Raw genomic sequence first — 14,992 nt, 5'->3', positions numbered from 1 at the left:
CCCTTGATGGCGGCACTGTTTCAACCATGAAACAGTATCGCCAGCACGTTGCCTCGATTTAACTTCAACCCTCTGAATACAAACAATAAATAAAAAGCGGCACGCGTTCTGCTCTGTTCCTGACAACGCTGTTTAGGGTCAGCGTGAAGAATAAGGAACACTGCCATGGACACACACAATCCAGGCTCACTGAGCCTCCTGCTGATCGGCTGTGCACTGAGTGCCAGCGTGAGCGTTCCGGTGCTCGCGGCGGGTGATGGCGTGATCGTGGTTGAACGCCAGGTTCAACCTTATTCAATCGGTCGCTCACGCGGCCAGGACCCCTACCCCAACACCGTCAATGCCAACCCGTCGGTTCAAGTCAATCGCGCCATGAACCATGAGCTCAGCGATAACGACATCGCCGGTATCAGCAGCGGCTCCAGCATCACTCGCAGCATCATGCCCAATGGCGACATTACCGGCCTGAACACTATCGGTGGCGCCAGCAACCTCGGCGCAGCGGGTGCAGCCGGCCACGGCAGCAGCGGCAGCAGCATCGCCGGCACGGTCAACGGCGCGATCTCCAGCGGCCTCGCGCCGCTGAACAACATCAGCGGCATGGTCGGGGGGGCAATGAAATGAACCACTCCTGGATGTTGCTTGCAGCGTTCGGTTGCACCGCGGCGATGGCCGACAGCAACAACGCAACCCTTGAGAACTCGGGCCAGCAGTACAACGGTGTAGTGACGATCAACCAGGCCGCCGGTGACCAGCAACAACTGAGCAACAACGTTGCCATCGCAGTGGGCCACAACGCCCAGGCAAACATCGCCGTCACGCAAAAAATCAGCGGCGCGCCCGCCGACCGCTCCCTGAACGCCAACGCGGCGATCCAGGGCAACTCCTTCAGTAATGGCAACGGTGCACTGAGTGTCAACCAGTCCGCCGGGGCCCAGAACCAGATGATCAATGCCGTGCGCATCAGCGTGAATGCTGGCCCGCAAAGCATCGACGACAGCGTCATGTCGCAACAGAACGTTGCGCTTGCAACCGACTCAGGGTTGACCCCTACCACTGGCAGCCGCCAGGTCGTTACCAGCGACCAGGCCTTCACCGGCAGCCGTGGAGTGGTTCAGGTCAACCAGAGCGCCGGGGTGGGGAACCGAGTGGCTAACACCCTGAACTTACGACTCAACTGATGGAGCTGAGTCCATAGCTAGACCGTACCAACACTTAACCAACTAATTAGAAGCAAGGAGATACACCATGAAAACTTCAATGGCTCTTAAACCACTGGCTTTTGCTCTGGCTGCGCTCATGGCTGTTGCTGCTCAAGCGGGCGGTTATCACGCGCCTACCACAGCTGCCGCGACCACACTGGACGGTCAAAGCAACCATGGCAACGTGGTGCTCAATGACAAAACCAAAAACAACGCCTCGGCTAATGACTCCTACAACAACATCAGTGGCGTGGCCAACGGCAACGTGCTGAGCGGCGACAACAACCAAGGCAAAAACGACGTTGCCATCGTTTCCGGGGATGCGGATTTCGTGTTCGCCACCACCGGCACCGCTCAATCGAACACCGGTAACTTTGTGGCCAACAGCGGCACTAAAAACAACGCTTCCCTTAACGACAGCGGCAACCACGCTTCAGGCGTGATTCAGTTGAACGCCGCATCGGGCACCTCCAACCAAGGCAGCAACAGCGTTGCAATTGCTTCTGGGAATGGCGACAGCGGTGCTGCTGCCGTCACTGGCGTGCAGGATGTGTCGGGCAACCTGACCCTCAACCTGGCCAGCGGCCACGGCTGGGGCAGCACCAAACCGGTGGTCAACAACGCCAGCGTGAACAACTCGATGAACTACAGCTCCGGGGTCTCGAACTCCAACGTTCTGTCGGGCAGCAACAACCAGGGTCAGAACAACGTAGCAATCACTCGCTTCTGATCCAGATCGGGCCTTGGCAACAAGGCCCTTTTTATTTCCAGAGTCCAGCAGGTCATACGATCATGCGCCTCACAGCTGCCCTCCTCTTGTTCGCACTCACCGGCCCAACCTGGGCGGCGCAAATGGCCGTTGTCATGCCTAACGGTGCAGTGGTCTACAAGAAGGTCGAAAGCATCCGCGAGCGCAAATTCGCCAACCTGGTGGAACAGAAAACCGATTTCAGCTGCGGCGCCGCCGCGCTGGCGACCATCCTGCGCCAAGCCTATTGGATGGACGTGGATGAAGACCACGTGATCAAGGGCATGCTGGTCAACGCCAACCAGGACCTGGTGCGCACCCAAGGCTTCTCGATGCTCGACATGAAGCGCTACCTGGAAAGCATCCACATGCGCGCCAAGGGCTACCGGATTACGCCTGAAGTGCTGGTCACCGTGAAAGTGCCGGTGGTGGTGTTGCTGGACATTCGCGGCTACAAGCACTTTGTGGTGCTGCAACGGGCCGACAAAGACTGGGTGTATATCGGCGACCCCGTACTGGGCAACAAGCGCTATGCCAAGGACGATTTCGTCAAGGGCTGGAACGGCATCGTGTTCGCGGTGATTGGTGAGGGTTACGACAAGGCCAACGCCTTGCTCACACCCCGCGCGCCGCTGACGGCCAAGAACCAGTTCAACGAGTTCAGCCCGGTACGCGACAGTGAATTGATGGACTTCGGTTTTATCCAGAGCGACTTCTTCTAGAAGCGCAATAAGGAGCAGGACGCTCCAGGAGCAAACGATGAACACTCGACGCTGGCTGACGGTGATATGCCTGGCAGCCGCAGCACCTGCCTATGCTTCTTCGGCATTCAAGCCGATCGAGCTCAAGGACGCGGAAATGGCCGAGTTGCGCGGGCGCTATGTGATGCCCGGGCGGATTATCAGCTTTGGCATTGTGATGAGCAGCACCTGGACCAATGCCGCCGGCGCAACCGTGACCGGCAGCGCCAACATGCAAGTCAATGCCTCCACCGTCACGCCACAGTTTTATGTGCAAATCGCCGGTAACGATGGCACAGGGGTGATCAAACAGCCTGACGGCAAGGGCACCGTCGTCGGCGGCGCCGGCCTCGGCACTGGCCAGGGTGTGACGCAAAGTGTGCGCGCGGCGGGCGATGGCAACACGGCCAACAATGGCGTGGATATCAACGTGACGAAAAACGGCCTTGCGCCTGCCAATTACGTGCAGTCCGGCCAGGCACTGATTGCCGGCCAGCCGATCACGGGTGGTACTGCCGCCGGCCAGGTCACGGTCACGGCTAAAAACGGCGGACTGCAAATGGCCCTCCAGGCCAATAACAATCAAGGCAATGTGGTGCAGCAAATCGGTGCCGGCAATGTGCTGCAAGGCACGGTTATTCAAGGCAACAGCAACTTCGTGAACAACATGACCCAACTTAATGTGGTCATGGGCAACAACGGTTTGAACAACATCACGCAGAACCTCAACCTGGATCAACTCAAAGGCCTACGCCCCTCCGGTTATTGAACTACGCTGAGCCTCGACACTTACGCATTAGAAAGGGACGGCTTATTTCATGCATCGATCTTTATCGTTACGTGCCGTGATTTGTTTGAGTACACTCCTGCCCGCGTCGGTGCTGTACGCCGCGCCGGATGCCGATATCGAAACACTGAAACAGGAACTGCTGGAGCTCAAGCAACGTTATGAAGTGCAGCAAAAAGCACTGGCCGTCTTGGAGCAACGTGTAAGGCAAGTCGAAGATCAGCCCGCAACACCAACGCCCAAACGCCTGGCCAAATCCCCTGCCGACTTCCAAAAAGGCGGTACGGCGGTGGCCGGCGTCGGTGCAGCCGCCGCGTCCGGTGGTGCGGCGGGTAGCAGCTCCTACGGGCAAAACCTGAAGGACGATTCCGCTCCGGCCCAAAGTGTTAGCAACTTGTACAACGAAGCCAGCGGCTTTTTCGGCAATGGCAAGTTCAGCTTTGAAACCGGACTCACCTATGCCCGCTACGACGCGCGGCAATTGTCCCTCAACGGCTTTTTGGCACTGGACTCGATCTTCCTCGGCAATATCAACCTGGACCGGATCAAGTCGGACAGCTGGACCCTGGACCTCACCGGCCGCTATAACCTGGACAACCGTTGGCAGTTCGACCTGAACGTGCCGGTGGTGTATCGCGAAGCGACGTACCAATCCGGTGGTGCCGGCGGCGATGCCAAGAATACGTCGGAAGCCTCCGTCAGCCGCGACCCGACCATTGGTGATGTCAACTTCGGCATCGCCTACAAGTTCCTCGATGAGAGCGCCAGCCTGCCGGATGCGGTGGTGTCGCTGCGGGTCAAGGCACCCACCGGCAAGGAACCCTACGGCATCAAGCTGATCGAGCAAGCCAGCAACAACAACCTCGCCGTGCCGGAAAGCCTGCCGACCGGCAACGGGGTGTGGTCGGTAACGCCAGGTATTTCCCTGGTCAAGACCTTCGACCCGGCGGTGCTGTTCGGCTCGCTCTCCTACACCCACAACTTCGAAGACTCGTTCAGCGATATCAGCCCCAACCTCAATCAGAAGATCCCTGGCAAAGTCAGCCTGGGTGACAGCTTCCAGCTTGGTGTTGGGGTGGCCTTCGCGCTCAACGAGAAGATGAGTATGTCGTTCTCGGTGTCCGATCTGGTGCAACGCAAAAGCAAGGTCAAGCAGAGCGGCCAGGACTGGCAATCGGTGGTGTCCAGCGATGCCAACGCCGGGTATTTCAACGTGGGTATGACGATTGCGGCGTCGGATAACCTGACGATCGTGCCGAACCTGTCGATTGGGATGACGGATGATGCGCCGGACTTTACGTTCAGCCTGAAATTCCCGTATTACTTTTAGTGGTATGGGGACGCGGAGCGTTCCTGGCGGCCTTCCCACGCGGAGCGTGGGAACGATCAGCCCCGCAACGATAAGGGTCGTTGCGGGGCTTTTCGGTTTACCCGCCCTAGCGGATCTGGTGTTTGTGCAGCAACCGGTAGAAGGTCGGCCGGGACACGCCCAGCACGCGGGCCGCGATACTCAGGTTATCGCTGTGCCGGTTGAGCACATCGCACAACGCCTGGCGTTCGGCGCGGTGCTTGTAATCTTCCAGTGTAGCCATTGGCGGCGCAATTGCCTGCTGCCCCTGCAACCCCAGGTCACCGGCTTCGATTTGGCGCCCTTCTGCCAGCACCAGGCCTCGTCGCACGCGGTTCGCCAATTCGCGCACATTGCCCGGCCACGGGTGTTGGCCCAGGGCAACCAGTGCATCCTCGCTGAAGCTGCGCGGCCTGCGCCCGGTTTCCTGGCTGTAGAAGCGCGAGAAATGGTTGGCCAACATCGCCACGTCGCCATGCCGCTCGCGCAGTGGCGCGGTGATCACCTGCAGGACATTCAGCCGGTAATACAAGTCTTCGCGAAACGTGCCCTTCTCAACCGCCGCTTCAAGGTCCACGTGTGTCGCCGCCAGCACCCGCACATCCACCGGGATAGGCTGGCTGCCACCGACGCGCTCGATCTGCTTTTCCTGCAGGAAACGCAGCAGGTTGGCTTGCAGTTCCATGGGCAAGTCGCCGATCTCATCGAGAAACAGCGTGCCACCGTGGGCCGCCTCGATACGCCCGACCTTGCGCTGGTGAGCGCCGGTGAACGCGCCTTTTTCATGGCCGAACAGCTCGGACTGGATCAGGTGCTCGGGAATGGCGCCGCAGTTGATCGCGACAAAGGGCTTGGCATGACGCTGGGATTGGCGATGCAGGGTCTTGGCCACCAGCTCTTTGCCGGTGCCGCTGTCGCCGCGAATCAGCACCGGCGACTCTGTAGGGGCCAGCTTGGCGAGCAATTTACGCAGTTCACGAATGGGCCGGCTGTCGCCCAGCAGTTCATGTTCCTGCGCGTCAATCAGCGCATGGCCTTTGCCGCGCAAACGCGCCATGCCGAATGCACGGCCCAGGGTGACCTGCACGCGAGCCACATCAAACGGCAACGTGTGGAAGTCAAAAAACCATTCGCAGACAAAATCACCGACATTTTGCAGGCGTAAAACGTCCTGGCTGAGCACGGCAATCCATTCGGTGCCGCTGCGGCTGATCAACTCCTTCACCGCCTCGGGGCGCTCCAGATGATAAGGCTGCAGGCGCAACAAGCCCACATCACACGATCTGTCGCCCACGGCGCCGAGCGCGCAGCTGTCCACTTCCCACCCTGCACCGTGCAGCCCAGGCAATAGCTGGTGGCAGTCGTCGCACGGGTCGACTACGAGCAAGCGTCGTTGGACAGGTGTAACAACCATGACTATTCCTTGGCGCCAAATTATTAAAGTTATTTATAAACAACGGTTTGTGCAGCCTGTCGCTCACACTAGCAAGTTATTGACGCAGCCTTTGTATCGTTTCGCTATAAGTCTGGGCACAAAGCCACCTCGGCGTCGCTGCGGACAAAAAAATCAGCAACCACCCGCACACTCAATGCGCTTTCAAAACAGCCGCTTACATGACGCCAATCACGAAAAGTTGAAATTTCTTGCTCTAAGATGTGACCCGTACCCTGCCATCGTGCATCAGTACAAGTAACTCACCGTCTGGCTCGCCCAACCGACGGGACTTAACTGACTGGGCATTTAGAGAGAAGACCCACATGAACGCCCCGCTGCGCATCAACGAAGCTCTTTTGATTGCAGACCGTGCCTTCCAGCCCTTTCAGTGCGTGGCCTGGCACGATGGCAATGGCGCCCTGAGCCTGAGCGTCATCGACCGTACCAACACCCGTATCGGCAGCAAACAGCTGTCTTCGAGTACCTATACCGATCCGGCTCAACTGGAAGATTTGTTGTTGCAGGCGCGTGCCGAACTCGACAAAGATGGCCATCAGTTGTTGTCGTGGGCCATGCCCAAGTAAGACGCGGCAGTAACTTCCGATCATTGCCTGACAATGATCGGAAGTTGAGCATCACAACTTAAGCGACTTATCGCGGCGCAAGAATAAAGCGCTCGATCGCTTCGGCTGCGCCGTCCTCGACATTGCTGCCGGTGACCACACTGGCTTGGCGCTTGACGGTTTCTTCCGCCTGCCCCATCGCGATCGACAAACCCGCCACGGCAAACATCGCCGGATCATTGCCGCCATCACCGATAGCCGCCGTTTGCTGCATCGGCACGCCGAGGTGCGCAGCCAGGGTTTTCAAGGCCTCGCCCTTGTTGGCGAGCATGGCCGTGACGTCCAGGTACACCGGCTGCGACCGCGATACCTGTGCGAGCCCTTGCACCTTGGGCTGCAGCTGCGCTTCCAGCTCGATCAACAACTGCGTGTTGTTGCTCGCCGCGACAATCTTGTCGACCCGGTCCAGGTACGGCTCAAAACTCTCCACCACCACTGGCCCGTAGCCCAGGCCATCGGCTTCGCGCTGCATCATCGGCCCAGGCGGGTCACGGCGCAGCCAATCGCCATCGGCGAACACCCAGACTTCCACGTCCGGCTCGGCCGAAAACAGCGCCAGGGCCACCAGCGCGGCTTCTGCCGGCAGGTGATGAGCAACCAGGATGCTGCCATCCGGGTTGATCAACGTACCGCCATTAAAACCTGCGACCGGCACATCAATACCGAACGTTTCGATAAGGTGCAGCATGGCTTTGGGCGGGCGCCCGCTGGCCAGGCTGAAAAACACCCCGGCGTCACGCAACGCCCGGACCGTATCGGCGGTGCGCTGACTAAAACTGTGGTCAGGATGCAACAAGGTCCCGTCTACATCACTGAGCACCAACTGGATGGGATGAATCGCTGCATCACTCATCCGAGGCTATGCCAGCTGCGGCCATCGCGGGCCAGCAATTCGTCGGCGGCCGCCGGGCCGTCTTCACCGGCCTTGTAGGTCTGGATCGCGTCATCCTGCTTCCAGGCATCCAGGAACGGCTGCACCGCACGCCAGCCATTTTCAATGTTGTCGGCGCGCTGGAACAAGGTCTGGTCACCGGTCATGCAGTCGTAGATCAGGGTTTCATACCCGGTCGACGGCTGCATTTCGAAGAAGTCCTTGTAGTCGAAACCCAATTCGATATTGGCCATTTCCAGGGCCGGCCCGGGCTTTTTGGCCAACAGGTCGAACCACATGCCTTCGTTCGGCTGGATCTGGATTTTAAGGTAAGTAGGCTTGAGCTCATCCACGTCCGTGTCGCGAAACTGCGCATACGGCGCGTGCTTGAAGCAGATCACGATTTCGGTGTCGCGAATGCTCATGCGCTTGCCAGTACGCAGGTAGAACGGCACGCCGACCCAACGCCAGTTGTCGATCATCACCTTGAGGGCGACAAACGTCTCGGTGCTGCTGTCGGGCGCAACGTTGGCTTCTTCACGATAACCGGGCAACGACTTGCCGCCGATTTCGCCGGCGCTGTACTGGCCGCGTACCGAGTTGGCGCGCGCATCTTCCAACGACCACGGGCGGATCGCCCCCACGACCTTGGCCTTTTCACCGCGCACCGCATCAGCGCCAAACGCCGCCGGCGGCTCCATGGCTACCATCGCCAGGAGCTGGAACAGGTGGTTGGGGACCATGTCGCGCAGGGTGCCGGTTTTCTCGAAGAAATTACCCCGCGTCTCGACACCGACGGTTTCCGCCGCAGTGATTTGCACGTGGTCGATGTAATGGTTGTTCCAGAACGCTTCGAACAGCACGTTGGAGAAACGGCTGATCAGGATGTTCTGCACCGTCTCCTTGCCCAGGTAATGGTCGATGCGATAGATCTGCTTCTCGCTCATCACCTTGAGCAGGCACGCGTTCAGCGCTTCGGCGGTGGCAAGGTCCGACCCGAACGGTTTCTCGATCACCACACGACGGAAACCGTCATCGGTTTCGTTAAGCAAACCGGCACTGCCCAGGCGCTGCGCCACTTCACCGAAGAAGCGCGGTGCCGTGGCCAGATAGAACACCGCGTTACCGGTGCCGCTGTCGGCGATCTTCTTGCCGATGTCGGCGTAGGTGCTGTCGTCGAGGAAATCACCCTCTACGTAGCTGATGCCTTTGGCCAACTGCGCCCACAGCTCGGGATCCAGGGCGTTTTCGGCATTGCCCCGGACTTTGCTGGCGGCCTCGGTGCGGATGAAGTCCTCAAGTTTCTTGGCGAAATCGGCATCACTGATGGCGTTGTGGTCAACGCCGACAATACGCAGGCCGTCGCCCAGCAGCCCGTCACGACTCAGGTTGTACAGCGCCGGCATGAGCAGGCGCTTGACCAGGTCGCCATGGGCGCCAAACAGAAACAAGGTAGTGGGTGGAGCGGGTTCGGCCTTGGGTTTCTTGCCGTTAGCGGTCATTTTTTGGAAGTCTCCACATGGCCACCAAAGCCGAAGCGCATGGCAGACAGCATTTTGTCACCGTAGGTGCTCTGCTGACGGGAACGGAAGCGGGCGAACAACGAGGTGGACAGCACCGGTACCGGCACGGCCTGCTCCATGGCGGCTTCGATGGTCCAGCGGCCTTCGCCACTGTCGGCCACGGAGCCGGAGTAACCGTCCAGTTTCGGGTCGGTGGCCAATGCGTCGGCGGTCAGGTCCAGCAACCAGGACGAGACCACGCTGCCACGGCGCCAGACTTCGGCAATATCGGCAACATTGAGATCGAAGCGCTCATGCTCCGGCAGGTTCTCCGAGTTTTTGGTCTTGAGGATGTCGAAGCCTTCAGCAAAGGCCTGCATCATCCCGTACTCGATGCCGTTGTGGATCATCTTCACAAAGTGCCCGGAACCGGCTGGGCCTGCATGGATGTAACCGTGTTCGGCGCGGCTGTCGGCAGAGGCCGAACGGTCCTTGGTGCGCGGGATGCTGCCCAGGCCCGGTGCCAGGCTGGCGAAAATCGGGTCGAGGCGCTGCACGGTCTCGACGTCGCCGCCGATCATCATGCAGTAGCCGCGCTCCAGGCCCCAGACGCCGCCGGAGGTGCCGACGTCGACGTAGTGCAGGCCTTTTTCCGACAGAGCCTTGGCACGACGGATGTCATCTTTATACATGGTGTTGCCGCCGTCGATGATCACGTCACCGTCTTCGAGCAACTCACTGAGTGTATTGATGGTGTCTTCGGTGGGCGCGCCTGCCGGCAACATCACCCAAACAGCGCGCGGCTTTTGCAGGCCGGCTACCAGGGCCTTAAGGTCGGCGACGCCGGTGGCGCCCTCCTCGCTCAGGCCTTTGACGAATGCTTCGTTACGGTCGTATACAACGGTGGTATGCCCATTGAGCATCAGGCGCCGCGCAATGTTACCGCCCATGCGGCCTAGTCCGATAATCCCCAGTTGCATGTGCTGATGCTCCTAACTACTAAATAAATGTGTGACATAGTTTATAGCGCAATGAGGCTAATGAGGGTTAGTCCAGAGCGGATCCGTGTAGTTTCATGACAAAAAAATGCCATCGTTTCAGCATCACCGCCAAAAAAGTCACAGCGACCACCAAAAATAAAAAAGTTCCATTGACCTAAAAAAGAATTCAGAATTGCTTCCGACTGTTGCCGAGAACTTCGATTGACGCGTTCCGGCACCGCGATCTACCGGCTATTTGCGAGGTAAGCAATGAGCACAGCACAGATGACCCGACCGCCACAGACCCTCTACGTGAGCGTGCGTCGCGATGAATTGCGCCAATTAAAAGAAGAACGCGATCAACTGCAGCAGGAGGTTCTGCGTCTGCGCGCACACCTTCAAGCACAGGTCAATCAGGCATCCGGCACCCATCCTGCGCTTTGCTGAACCTGAGCTGAACGAAGCCTTCAGAAATAACTCACAAAGTTTTCACATCCTCCTCCCGATACTCCCGCCGAATAGGGCCACGCACACGCGGCGGCCCACTGTCGCGTGCATTCCTGCGCAGCGACTGAGCAATTATCGGGTTGGAGTACTGGATGGCGATGTTCAAACGCAGCACCAAGTCTGCGAAAGGCTTTGATTGGGCCGGTCTTGGCTGGTTGTTCCTGTTTTTCTGGTATTTCTCGGGTATTACCCAACTCCTGATCCAACTGACCGGCACCTCCGGTTTCAGTGGCTTTCGCCAAGCCTTCTTCCTGAGTGCGTTCTGGCTCGCGCCGATGCTGCTGTTCCCAAAGCGTACACGCTTGCTCGCGGGCTTGATCGGCGTGGTGCTATGGGCCTGCTCGATGGCCAGCCTGGGTTATTTCTTTATCTACCAGCAGGAATTTTCACAAAGCGTCATCTTCATTATGTTCGAGTCGAACATCTCTGAAGCGGGCGAATACGCGACCCAGTACTTCGCGTGGTGGATCGTGTTGGCGTTCATCGCCCATACCGCCGCGGCCATTTTCCTGTGGACCCGCCTGCGCCCGGTTTACCTGCCGCGTGGCCAGGCGCTGCTGGCAGCCACCGCGATTGTGCTGGCGGTGGTCGGTTACCCGCTGGTCAAGCAGATTGCGACCAACCCGACCATGGAACTGGCCATCGACGGCTTCGAAAGCCGCGTCGAACCGGCCGTGCCATGGCAGATGATCGTTGCCTACCGCCGCTACACCGAACAGCTCAACAGCATGCAGGGCATGCTCACCAGCGCCAGCAAAATTCCGCCCTTGAAGAACCTCAAGGACACCATGGTCGACCAGCCGTCGACCCTGGTGCTGGTGATCGGCGAATCCACCAACCGTCAGCGCATGAGCCTCTACGGCTACCCGCGTAACACCACGCCGGAACTGGACAAGCTGCGCGACCAGTTGGCGGTGTTCGACAACGTCATCACCCCGCGCCCCTACACCATCGAAGCGCTGCAACAGGTGCTGACGTTTGCCGACGAAGAAAACCCGGACTTGTACTTGAAGACGCCGTCGATCGTCAGCGTGATGAAACAGGCCGGCTACAAGACCTACTGGATCACCAACCAGCAGACCATGACCAAGCGCAACACCATGCTCACGACCTTTTCCGAGCAGGCTGACGAGCAGGTGTACCTCAACAACACCCGCAACCAGAACGCCCGCCAATACGACGGTGATGTGCTGGCGCCGTTCGCCAAGGCCCTGGCCGAGCCCGCCGAGCGCAAGTTCATCGTGGTGCACCTGCTGGGCACTCACATGAGCTACCAGTACCGTTACCCGCCGACCTTCGACAAGTTCACCGATCGCCAGGGCGTACCGGCCGGCATCAGCGATGATCAGTTGCCGACCTACAACAGCTACGACAATGCGGTGCTGTACAACGATTTCGTGGTGTCGAGCCTGATCAAGGATTACGCCAAGACCGACCCGAACGGCTTTTTGCTGTACCTCTCGGACCACGGCGAAGATGTGTTCGACTCGGCCGGCCACAGTACCTTGGGCCGTAACGAAGGCAAGCCGACGGCGCCGATGTACACCATCCCGTTCATGGCCTACGCCTCGCCGAAGTGGCGTCAAACCCACGACTGGAGCTTTGCCGGCGACCTGCAACGGCCTTACAGCAGTTCGCAGTTGATCCACACCTGGGCCGACCTGGCCGGGCTGAGCTTCGATGAATGGGACCGCAGCAAGAGCCTGGTCAACGACAGCTTCAAGCCGCGCCCGTTACTGATTGGTGACCCTTACATCGGCCAGAAAAAGGGTTTGATTGATTTCAGCCTGATCAAACCGAAGAAGTCGGACACCGCCGAAGTGGTTGCCAAATAGACTGAGCCTTGTAACAGAAAGATAACAATCATTCTCGTTTAAGCCTAAAGTCCCGCGCCTCCTTTCGTCTTTGAGCCATGGCCTTCCCTTTTGGAAGGCCGCAAAGACGACAAGGAGTCTGCTGCGATGTTCGCGCCCTTTACCCGTTCCATGACTCTAACCATTGGCCTGTTCAGCGTCGCGCTGAGCCCGGACCTGCTGGCTGAAACCGACCCCGAGCGTGCCCCGCCACGCGCCCTTGAGCTGGGTGCCACCAGCATCACCGCCGAAGGCCTGGGCGCGACCACCGAACACACCGGTGCCTACACCACCGGCTCGATGAACACGGCCACCAAGCTGAACCTGTCCATCAAGGAAACCCCGCAGTCGGTTTCGGTGATTACCCGTCAGCAGATGGATGACTTCAACCTCAATACCCTCACCGAAGTGCTGCGCCAGACCACAGGTGTCAACGTCCAGCATTATGACTCCGACCGTGTCTACTATTCCGCCCGTGGCTACGGCATCAATAACTACCAGATTGACGGGATGCTCAATACCTTCGGCTACATGAAGTCGGATTCGGACACCATCATTTACGACCACATTGAAGTGGTACGCGGCGCCACGGGGTTGACCACGGGTGCAGGCGACCCTTCGGCCACCGTCAATATGGTGCGCAAGCGCCCCGCCGCCCAATGGCAGGCGCGAACCGGCGTGAGTGGCGGCAGCCATGACAACTATTACAGCTACGTGGATGTCGGCGGGCCGCTGGCATTTGACGGGCGATTGCGCGGACGCACCGTACTGGCTTACCGCGACAGCAAATCGTTCCGAGACAACTACGGGCTGCAGCGGTCGGTGGGCTACGGCATTCTGGAAGGCGACCTTTCAGACGATACCGTGCTGGCTGTAGGGTTTGATTACCAAGACAAGCATGTGCAAGGCACCTCCTGGGGCACTGTGCCCTACTGGAACAGCCAGGGCGGCAAGGCCGGTCTCTCGCGCTCAACCAACATGGCGGCAGACTGGAGTTCGTGGCCGCTGACGGACAAAACCGCCTTCGCGACACTGGACCATCGGTTCGCCGGTGACTGGCATTTGAAGGCAGCCTACACCCATCGGCAAAGCGACACTGACGGCAAGGTTTACTACGGCGGTGCGGGCTTCCCGAATGAAGATCGCAGCGGCATGTATTCTTGGTCCAGCCATATGCTCGGCAAATCAACCATGGAAGCCATCGACCTCAATCTCGCCGGCAGCTACACGCTATTGGGCCGCGAACACGCGCTGATGGTGGGGTATGGCGAAGCCGCCCAACGCGATGTATCACCCTTTCTGCGTAGAGGCCAAAACCCTGCGGGTTACGAAACTATTCCAGATTGGAAATACATGGGCGGAATCGGCAAATTTCCCGACACCGTCACGGGCCTCAAGGGTGAGCACAGCAGTAAGGAACAGAAAGCTGGCTACCTGGCCACGCGCCTGAGCCTGACAGATCGTTTGCACGCCGTGCTCGGCAGCCGCTACGGCAGCTGGTCGCTGGAAAGCGCAGAACCGGCCTACAACGCCAATGATCAACTGACTGCTGCCAACAAAACCCGCCAGACCCACAATGATATGTGGACCCCCTACGCCGGGCTGCTTTATGACCTGACGCCGCACTACACGGTCTACGCCAGCTACACGGATATATTCAAGCCACAAAGCAACCGGGATGCCAACAAGAAATACCTCGAGCCTGTGGTGGGCAGCAACTATGAGGTGGGACTCAAAGGCAGCGTGCTGGACGAACGCTTGAACCTGGCGGCGGCGTATTTCTGGAGCAGTCAGGACAATGTCGCAGAGCTGGACGACTCGGTGCCACCCAATCCAGTCACGGGTGAGGAGTACTACAAAACCGGTGGAAAAGGTAACAAGGTCAAGGGCTTCGAACTGGAGGCCGCCGGTGAAATCATGCCCGATTGGAATGTGACAGCCGGCTACACCTACACCCACTCAACGTACGGCACGGGCAAACGCAACAATACCGAACAGCCCCTCAACCTGCTGAAAGTCTCCAGCGCCTACCGGCTGCCAGGCGAATGGCGCAACCTTACCGTGGGTGGTGCGGTGAACTGGCAGAGCGATTTCTACGGCCTCAGCAATCGGCCGACGGGCGCCCGGGACGACAACGGCAACCTGATCACCACACGAGCCAGGATCACCCAGCAGGCCTACACCGTGGTCAACCTGATGTCGCGCTATCAATTCGACGAGCATGTTTCCGCGTCAGTTAACGTCAACAATCTATTTGATAAAAAATATTACGAGCGCGTCGGCTTTTATAATGGTGTGTATTGGGGAGACCCACGCTCCATCACACTGGCACTGGATTGGCAGCTATAAACTGCAACCCCGAAGTTAACAAAAACGTTAACTTCGGGGCAGTTCCA

The 14,992-nt window shown here is 58.8% G+C and carries 14 protein-coding genes; 10 read left to right on the top strand and 4 right to left on the bottom strand.

Annotation, left to right across the window (positions count from 1 at the left end):
- The first annotated feature begins 165 nt into the window (after nucleotides 1-165).
- The 6 genes from AOA59_RS19925 (at nucleotide 166) to AOA59_RS19900 (ending at nucleotide 4,807) form a co-directional block, all read left to right on the top strand.
- Complete coding sequence (locus AOA59_RS19925; RefSeq protein ID WP_099488822.1) at nucleotides 166-624, top strand: hypothetical protein; 459 nt, start codon at nucleotides 166-168, stop codon at nucleotides 622-624.
- Nucleotides 621-1,181, top strand: a complete 561-nt coding sequence (locus AOA59_RS19920; RefSeq protein WP_099488821.1) for an adhesin — start codon at nucleotides 621-623, stop codon at nucleotides 1,179-1,181. The genes AOA59_RS19925 and AOA59_RS19920 overlap by 4 nt, the downstream gene beginning before the upstream one ends.
- Nucleotides 1,182-1,248: 67 nt before the next feature.
- On the top strand, nucleotides 1,249-1,932 hold the full coding sequence (locus AOA59_RS19915; protein ID WP_065931268.1) for a heme utilization protein: 684 nt from the start codon (nucleotides 1,249-1,251) through the stop codon (nucleotides 1,930-1,932).
- A gap of 62 nt (nucleotides 1,933-1,994) precedes the next feature.
- Complete coding sequence (locus tag AOA59_RS19910) at nucleotides 1,995-2,672, top strand: C39 family peptidase (protein WP_099488820.1); 678 nt, start codon at nucleotides 1,995-1,997, stop codon at nucleotides 2,670-2,672.
- A 37-nt stretch (nucleotides 2,673-2,709) separates the two neighbouring features.
- On the top strand, nucleotides 2,710-3,459 hold the full coding sequence (locus AOA59_RS19905; RefSeq protein WP_099488819.1) for a hypothetical protein: 750 nt from the start codon (nucleotides 2,710-2,712) through the stop codon (nucleotides 3,457-3,459).
- 49 nt (nucleotides 3,460-3,508) lie between these two features.
- On the top strand, nucleotides 3,509-4,807 hold the full coding sequence (locus tag AOA59_RS19900) for a transporter (protein WP_099488818.1): 1,299 nt from the start codon (nucleotides 3,509-3,511) through the stop codon (nucleotides 4,805-4,807).
- Between the two features lie 106 nt (nucleotides 4,808-4,913).
- Here AOA59_RS19900 and AOA59_RS19895 read toward each other — a convergent pair whose 3' ends face one another.
- Nucleotides 4,914-6,239 (bottom strand): sigma-54 dependent transcriptional regulator, encoded by a 1,326-nt coding sequence (locus AOA59_RS19895; protein ID WP_065931272.1) that lies wholly within the window; start codon nucleotides 6,237-6,239, stop codon nucleotides 4,914-4,916.
- Nucleotides 6,240-6,583: 344 nt separating this feature from the next.
- On the opposite strand from AOA59_RS19895, the gene AOA59_RS19890 reads away from it, so the two are divergent.
- A complete protein-coding gene (locus tag AOA59_RS19890) occupies nucleotides 6,584-6,844 on the top strand; it encodes a hypothetical protein (protein ID WP_056860295.1) in 261 nt (86 codons plus the stop codon).
- 67 nt (nucleotides 6,845-6,911) lie between these two features.
- On the opposite strand, the gene AOA59_RS19885 is transcribed toward AOA59_RS19890, so the two are convergent.
- Genes AOA59_RS19885 through gnd form a run of 3 tightly spaced genes read right to left on the bottom strand, consistent with a single transcriptional unit; the run spans nucleotide 6,912 to nucleotide 10,236 of the window.
- Entirely contained in the window at nucleotides 6,912-7,736 is an 825-nt protein-coding gene (locus tag AOA59_RS19885; protein ID WP_099488817.1) for a Cof-type HAD-IIB family hydrolase, read from the bottom strand.
- Nucleotides 7,733-9,256: a glucose-6-phosphate dehydrogenase gene (gene zwf / locus AOA59_RS19880; protein ID WP_056860297.1), complete on the bottom strand. Its 1,524-nt coding sequence runs from the start codon at nucleotides 9,254-9,256 to the stop codon at nucleotides 7,733-7,735. Before zwf ends, AOA59_RS19885 begins: the two co-directional genes overlap by 4 nt.
- Nucleotides 9,253-10,236, bottom strand: a complete 984-nt coding sequence (gnd, locus tag AOA59_RS19875; RefSeq protein ID WP_017138121.1) for a phosphogluconate dehydrogenase (NAD(+)-dependent, decarboxylating) — start codon at nucleotides 10,234-10,236, stop codon at nucleotides 9,253-9,255. Before gnd ends, zwf begins: the two co-directional genes overlap by 4 nt.
- A gap of 270 nt (nucleotides 10,237-10,506) precedes the next feature.
- On the opposite strand from gnd, the gene AOA59_RS32685 reads away from it, so the two are divergent.
- From AOA59_RS32685 to AOA59_RS19865, 3 genes are all read left to right on the top strand, one after another.
- On the top strand, nucleotides 10,507-10,683 hold the full coding sequence (locus AOA59_RS32685) for a DUF6026 family protein (protein WP_256122271.1): 177 nt from the start codon (nucleotides 10,507-10,509) through the stop codon (nucleotides 10,681-10,683).
- 152 nt (nucleotides 10,684-10,835) lie between these two features.
- A complete protein-coding gene (locus tag AOA59_RS19870) occupies nucleotides 10,836-12,578 on the top strand; it encodes a phosphoethanolamine transferase CptA (protein WP_099488816.1) in 1,743 nt (580 codons plus the stop codon).
- A gap of 126 nt (nucleotides 12,579-12,704) precedes the next feature.
- Nucleotides 12,705-14,945, top strand: a complete 2,241-nt coding sequence (locus AOA59_RS19865; RefSeq protein WP_099488815.1) for a TonB-dependent siderophore receptor — start codon at nucleotides 12,705-12,707, stop codon at nucleotides 14,943-14,945.
- The last annotated feature ends 47 nt before the right edge of the window (nucleotides 14,946-14,992 follow it).

It is taken from the genome of Pseudomonas sp. 2822-15 (assembly GCF_002742515.1).
GTDB lineage: Bacteria > Pseudomonadota > Gammaproteobacteria > Pseudomonadales > Pseudomonadaceae > Aquipseudomonas > Aquipseudomonas salomonii.
This window is presented reverse-complemented; position numbering and strand designations above follow the sequence as displayed.

Excerpts from the sequence above, each read along its gene's own strand:
- AOA59_RS19925 (WP_099488822.1), top strand. The coding sequence starts at position 166 with ATGGACACACACAATCCAGGCTCACTGAGCCTCCTGCTGATCGGCTGT.
- AOA59_RS19920 (WP_099488821.1), top strand. The coding sequence starts at position 621 with ATGAACCACTCCTGGATGTTGCTTGCAGCGTTCGGTTGCACCGCGGCG.
- AOA59_RS19915 (WP_065931268.1), top strand. The coding sequence starts at position 1,249 with ATGAAAACTTCAATGGCTCTTAAACCACTGGCTTTTGCTCTGGCTGCG.
- AOA59_RS19910 (WP_099488820.1), top strand. The coding sequence starts at position 1,995 with ATGCGCCTCACAGCTGCCCTCCTCTTGTTCGCACTCACCGGCCCAACC.
- AOA59_RS19905 (WP_099488819.1), top strand. The coding sequence starts at position 2,710 with ATGAACACTCGACGCTGGCTGACGGTGATATGCCTGGCAGCCGCAGCA.
- AOA59_RS19900 (WP_099488818.1), top strand. The coding sequence starts at position 3,509 with ATGCATCGATCTTTATCGTTACGTGCCGTGATTTGTTTGAGTACACTC.
- AOA59_RS19895 (WP_065931272.1), bottom strand. The coding sequence starts at position 6,239 with ATGGTTGTTACACCTGTCCAACGACGCTTGCTCGTAGTCGACCCGTGC.
- AOA59_RS19890 (WP_056860295.1), top strand. The coding sequence starts at position 6,584 with ATGAACGCCCCGCTGCGCATCAACGAAGCTCTTTTGATTGCAGACCGT.
- AOA59_RS19885 (WP_099488817.1), bottom strand. The coding sequence starts at position 7,736 with ATGAGTGATGCAGCGATTCATCCCATCCAGTTGGTGCTCAGTGATGTA.
- zwf (WP_056860297.1), bottom strand. The coding sequence starts at position 9,256 with ATGACCGCTAACGGCAAGAAACCCAAGGCCGAACCCGCTCCACCCACT.
- gnd (WP_017138121.1), bottom strand. The coding sequence starts at position 10,236 with ATGCAACTGGGGATTATCGGACTAGGCCGCATGGGCGGTAACATTGCG.
- AOA59_RS32685 (WP_256122271.1), top strand. The coding sequence starts at position 10,507 with ATGAGCACAGCACAGATGACCCGACCGCCACAGACCCTCTACGTGAGC.
- AOA59_RS19870 (WP_099488816.1), top strand. The coding sequence starts at position 10,836 with ATGGCGATGTTCAAACGCAGCACCAAGTCTGCGAAAGGCTTTGATTGG.
- AOA59_RS19865 (WP_099488815.1), top strand. The coding sequence starts at position 12,705 with ATGTTCGCGCCCTTTACCCGTTCCATGACTCTAACCATTGGCCTGTTC.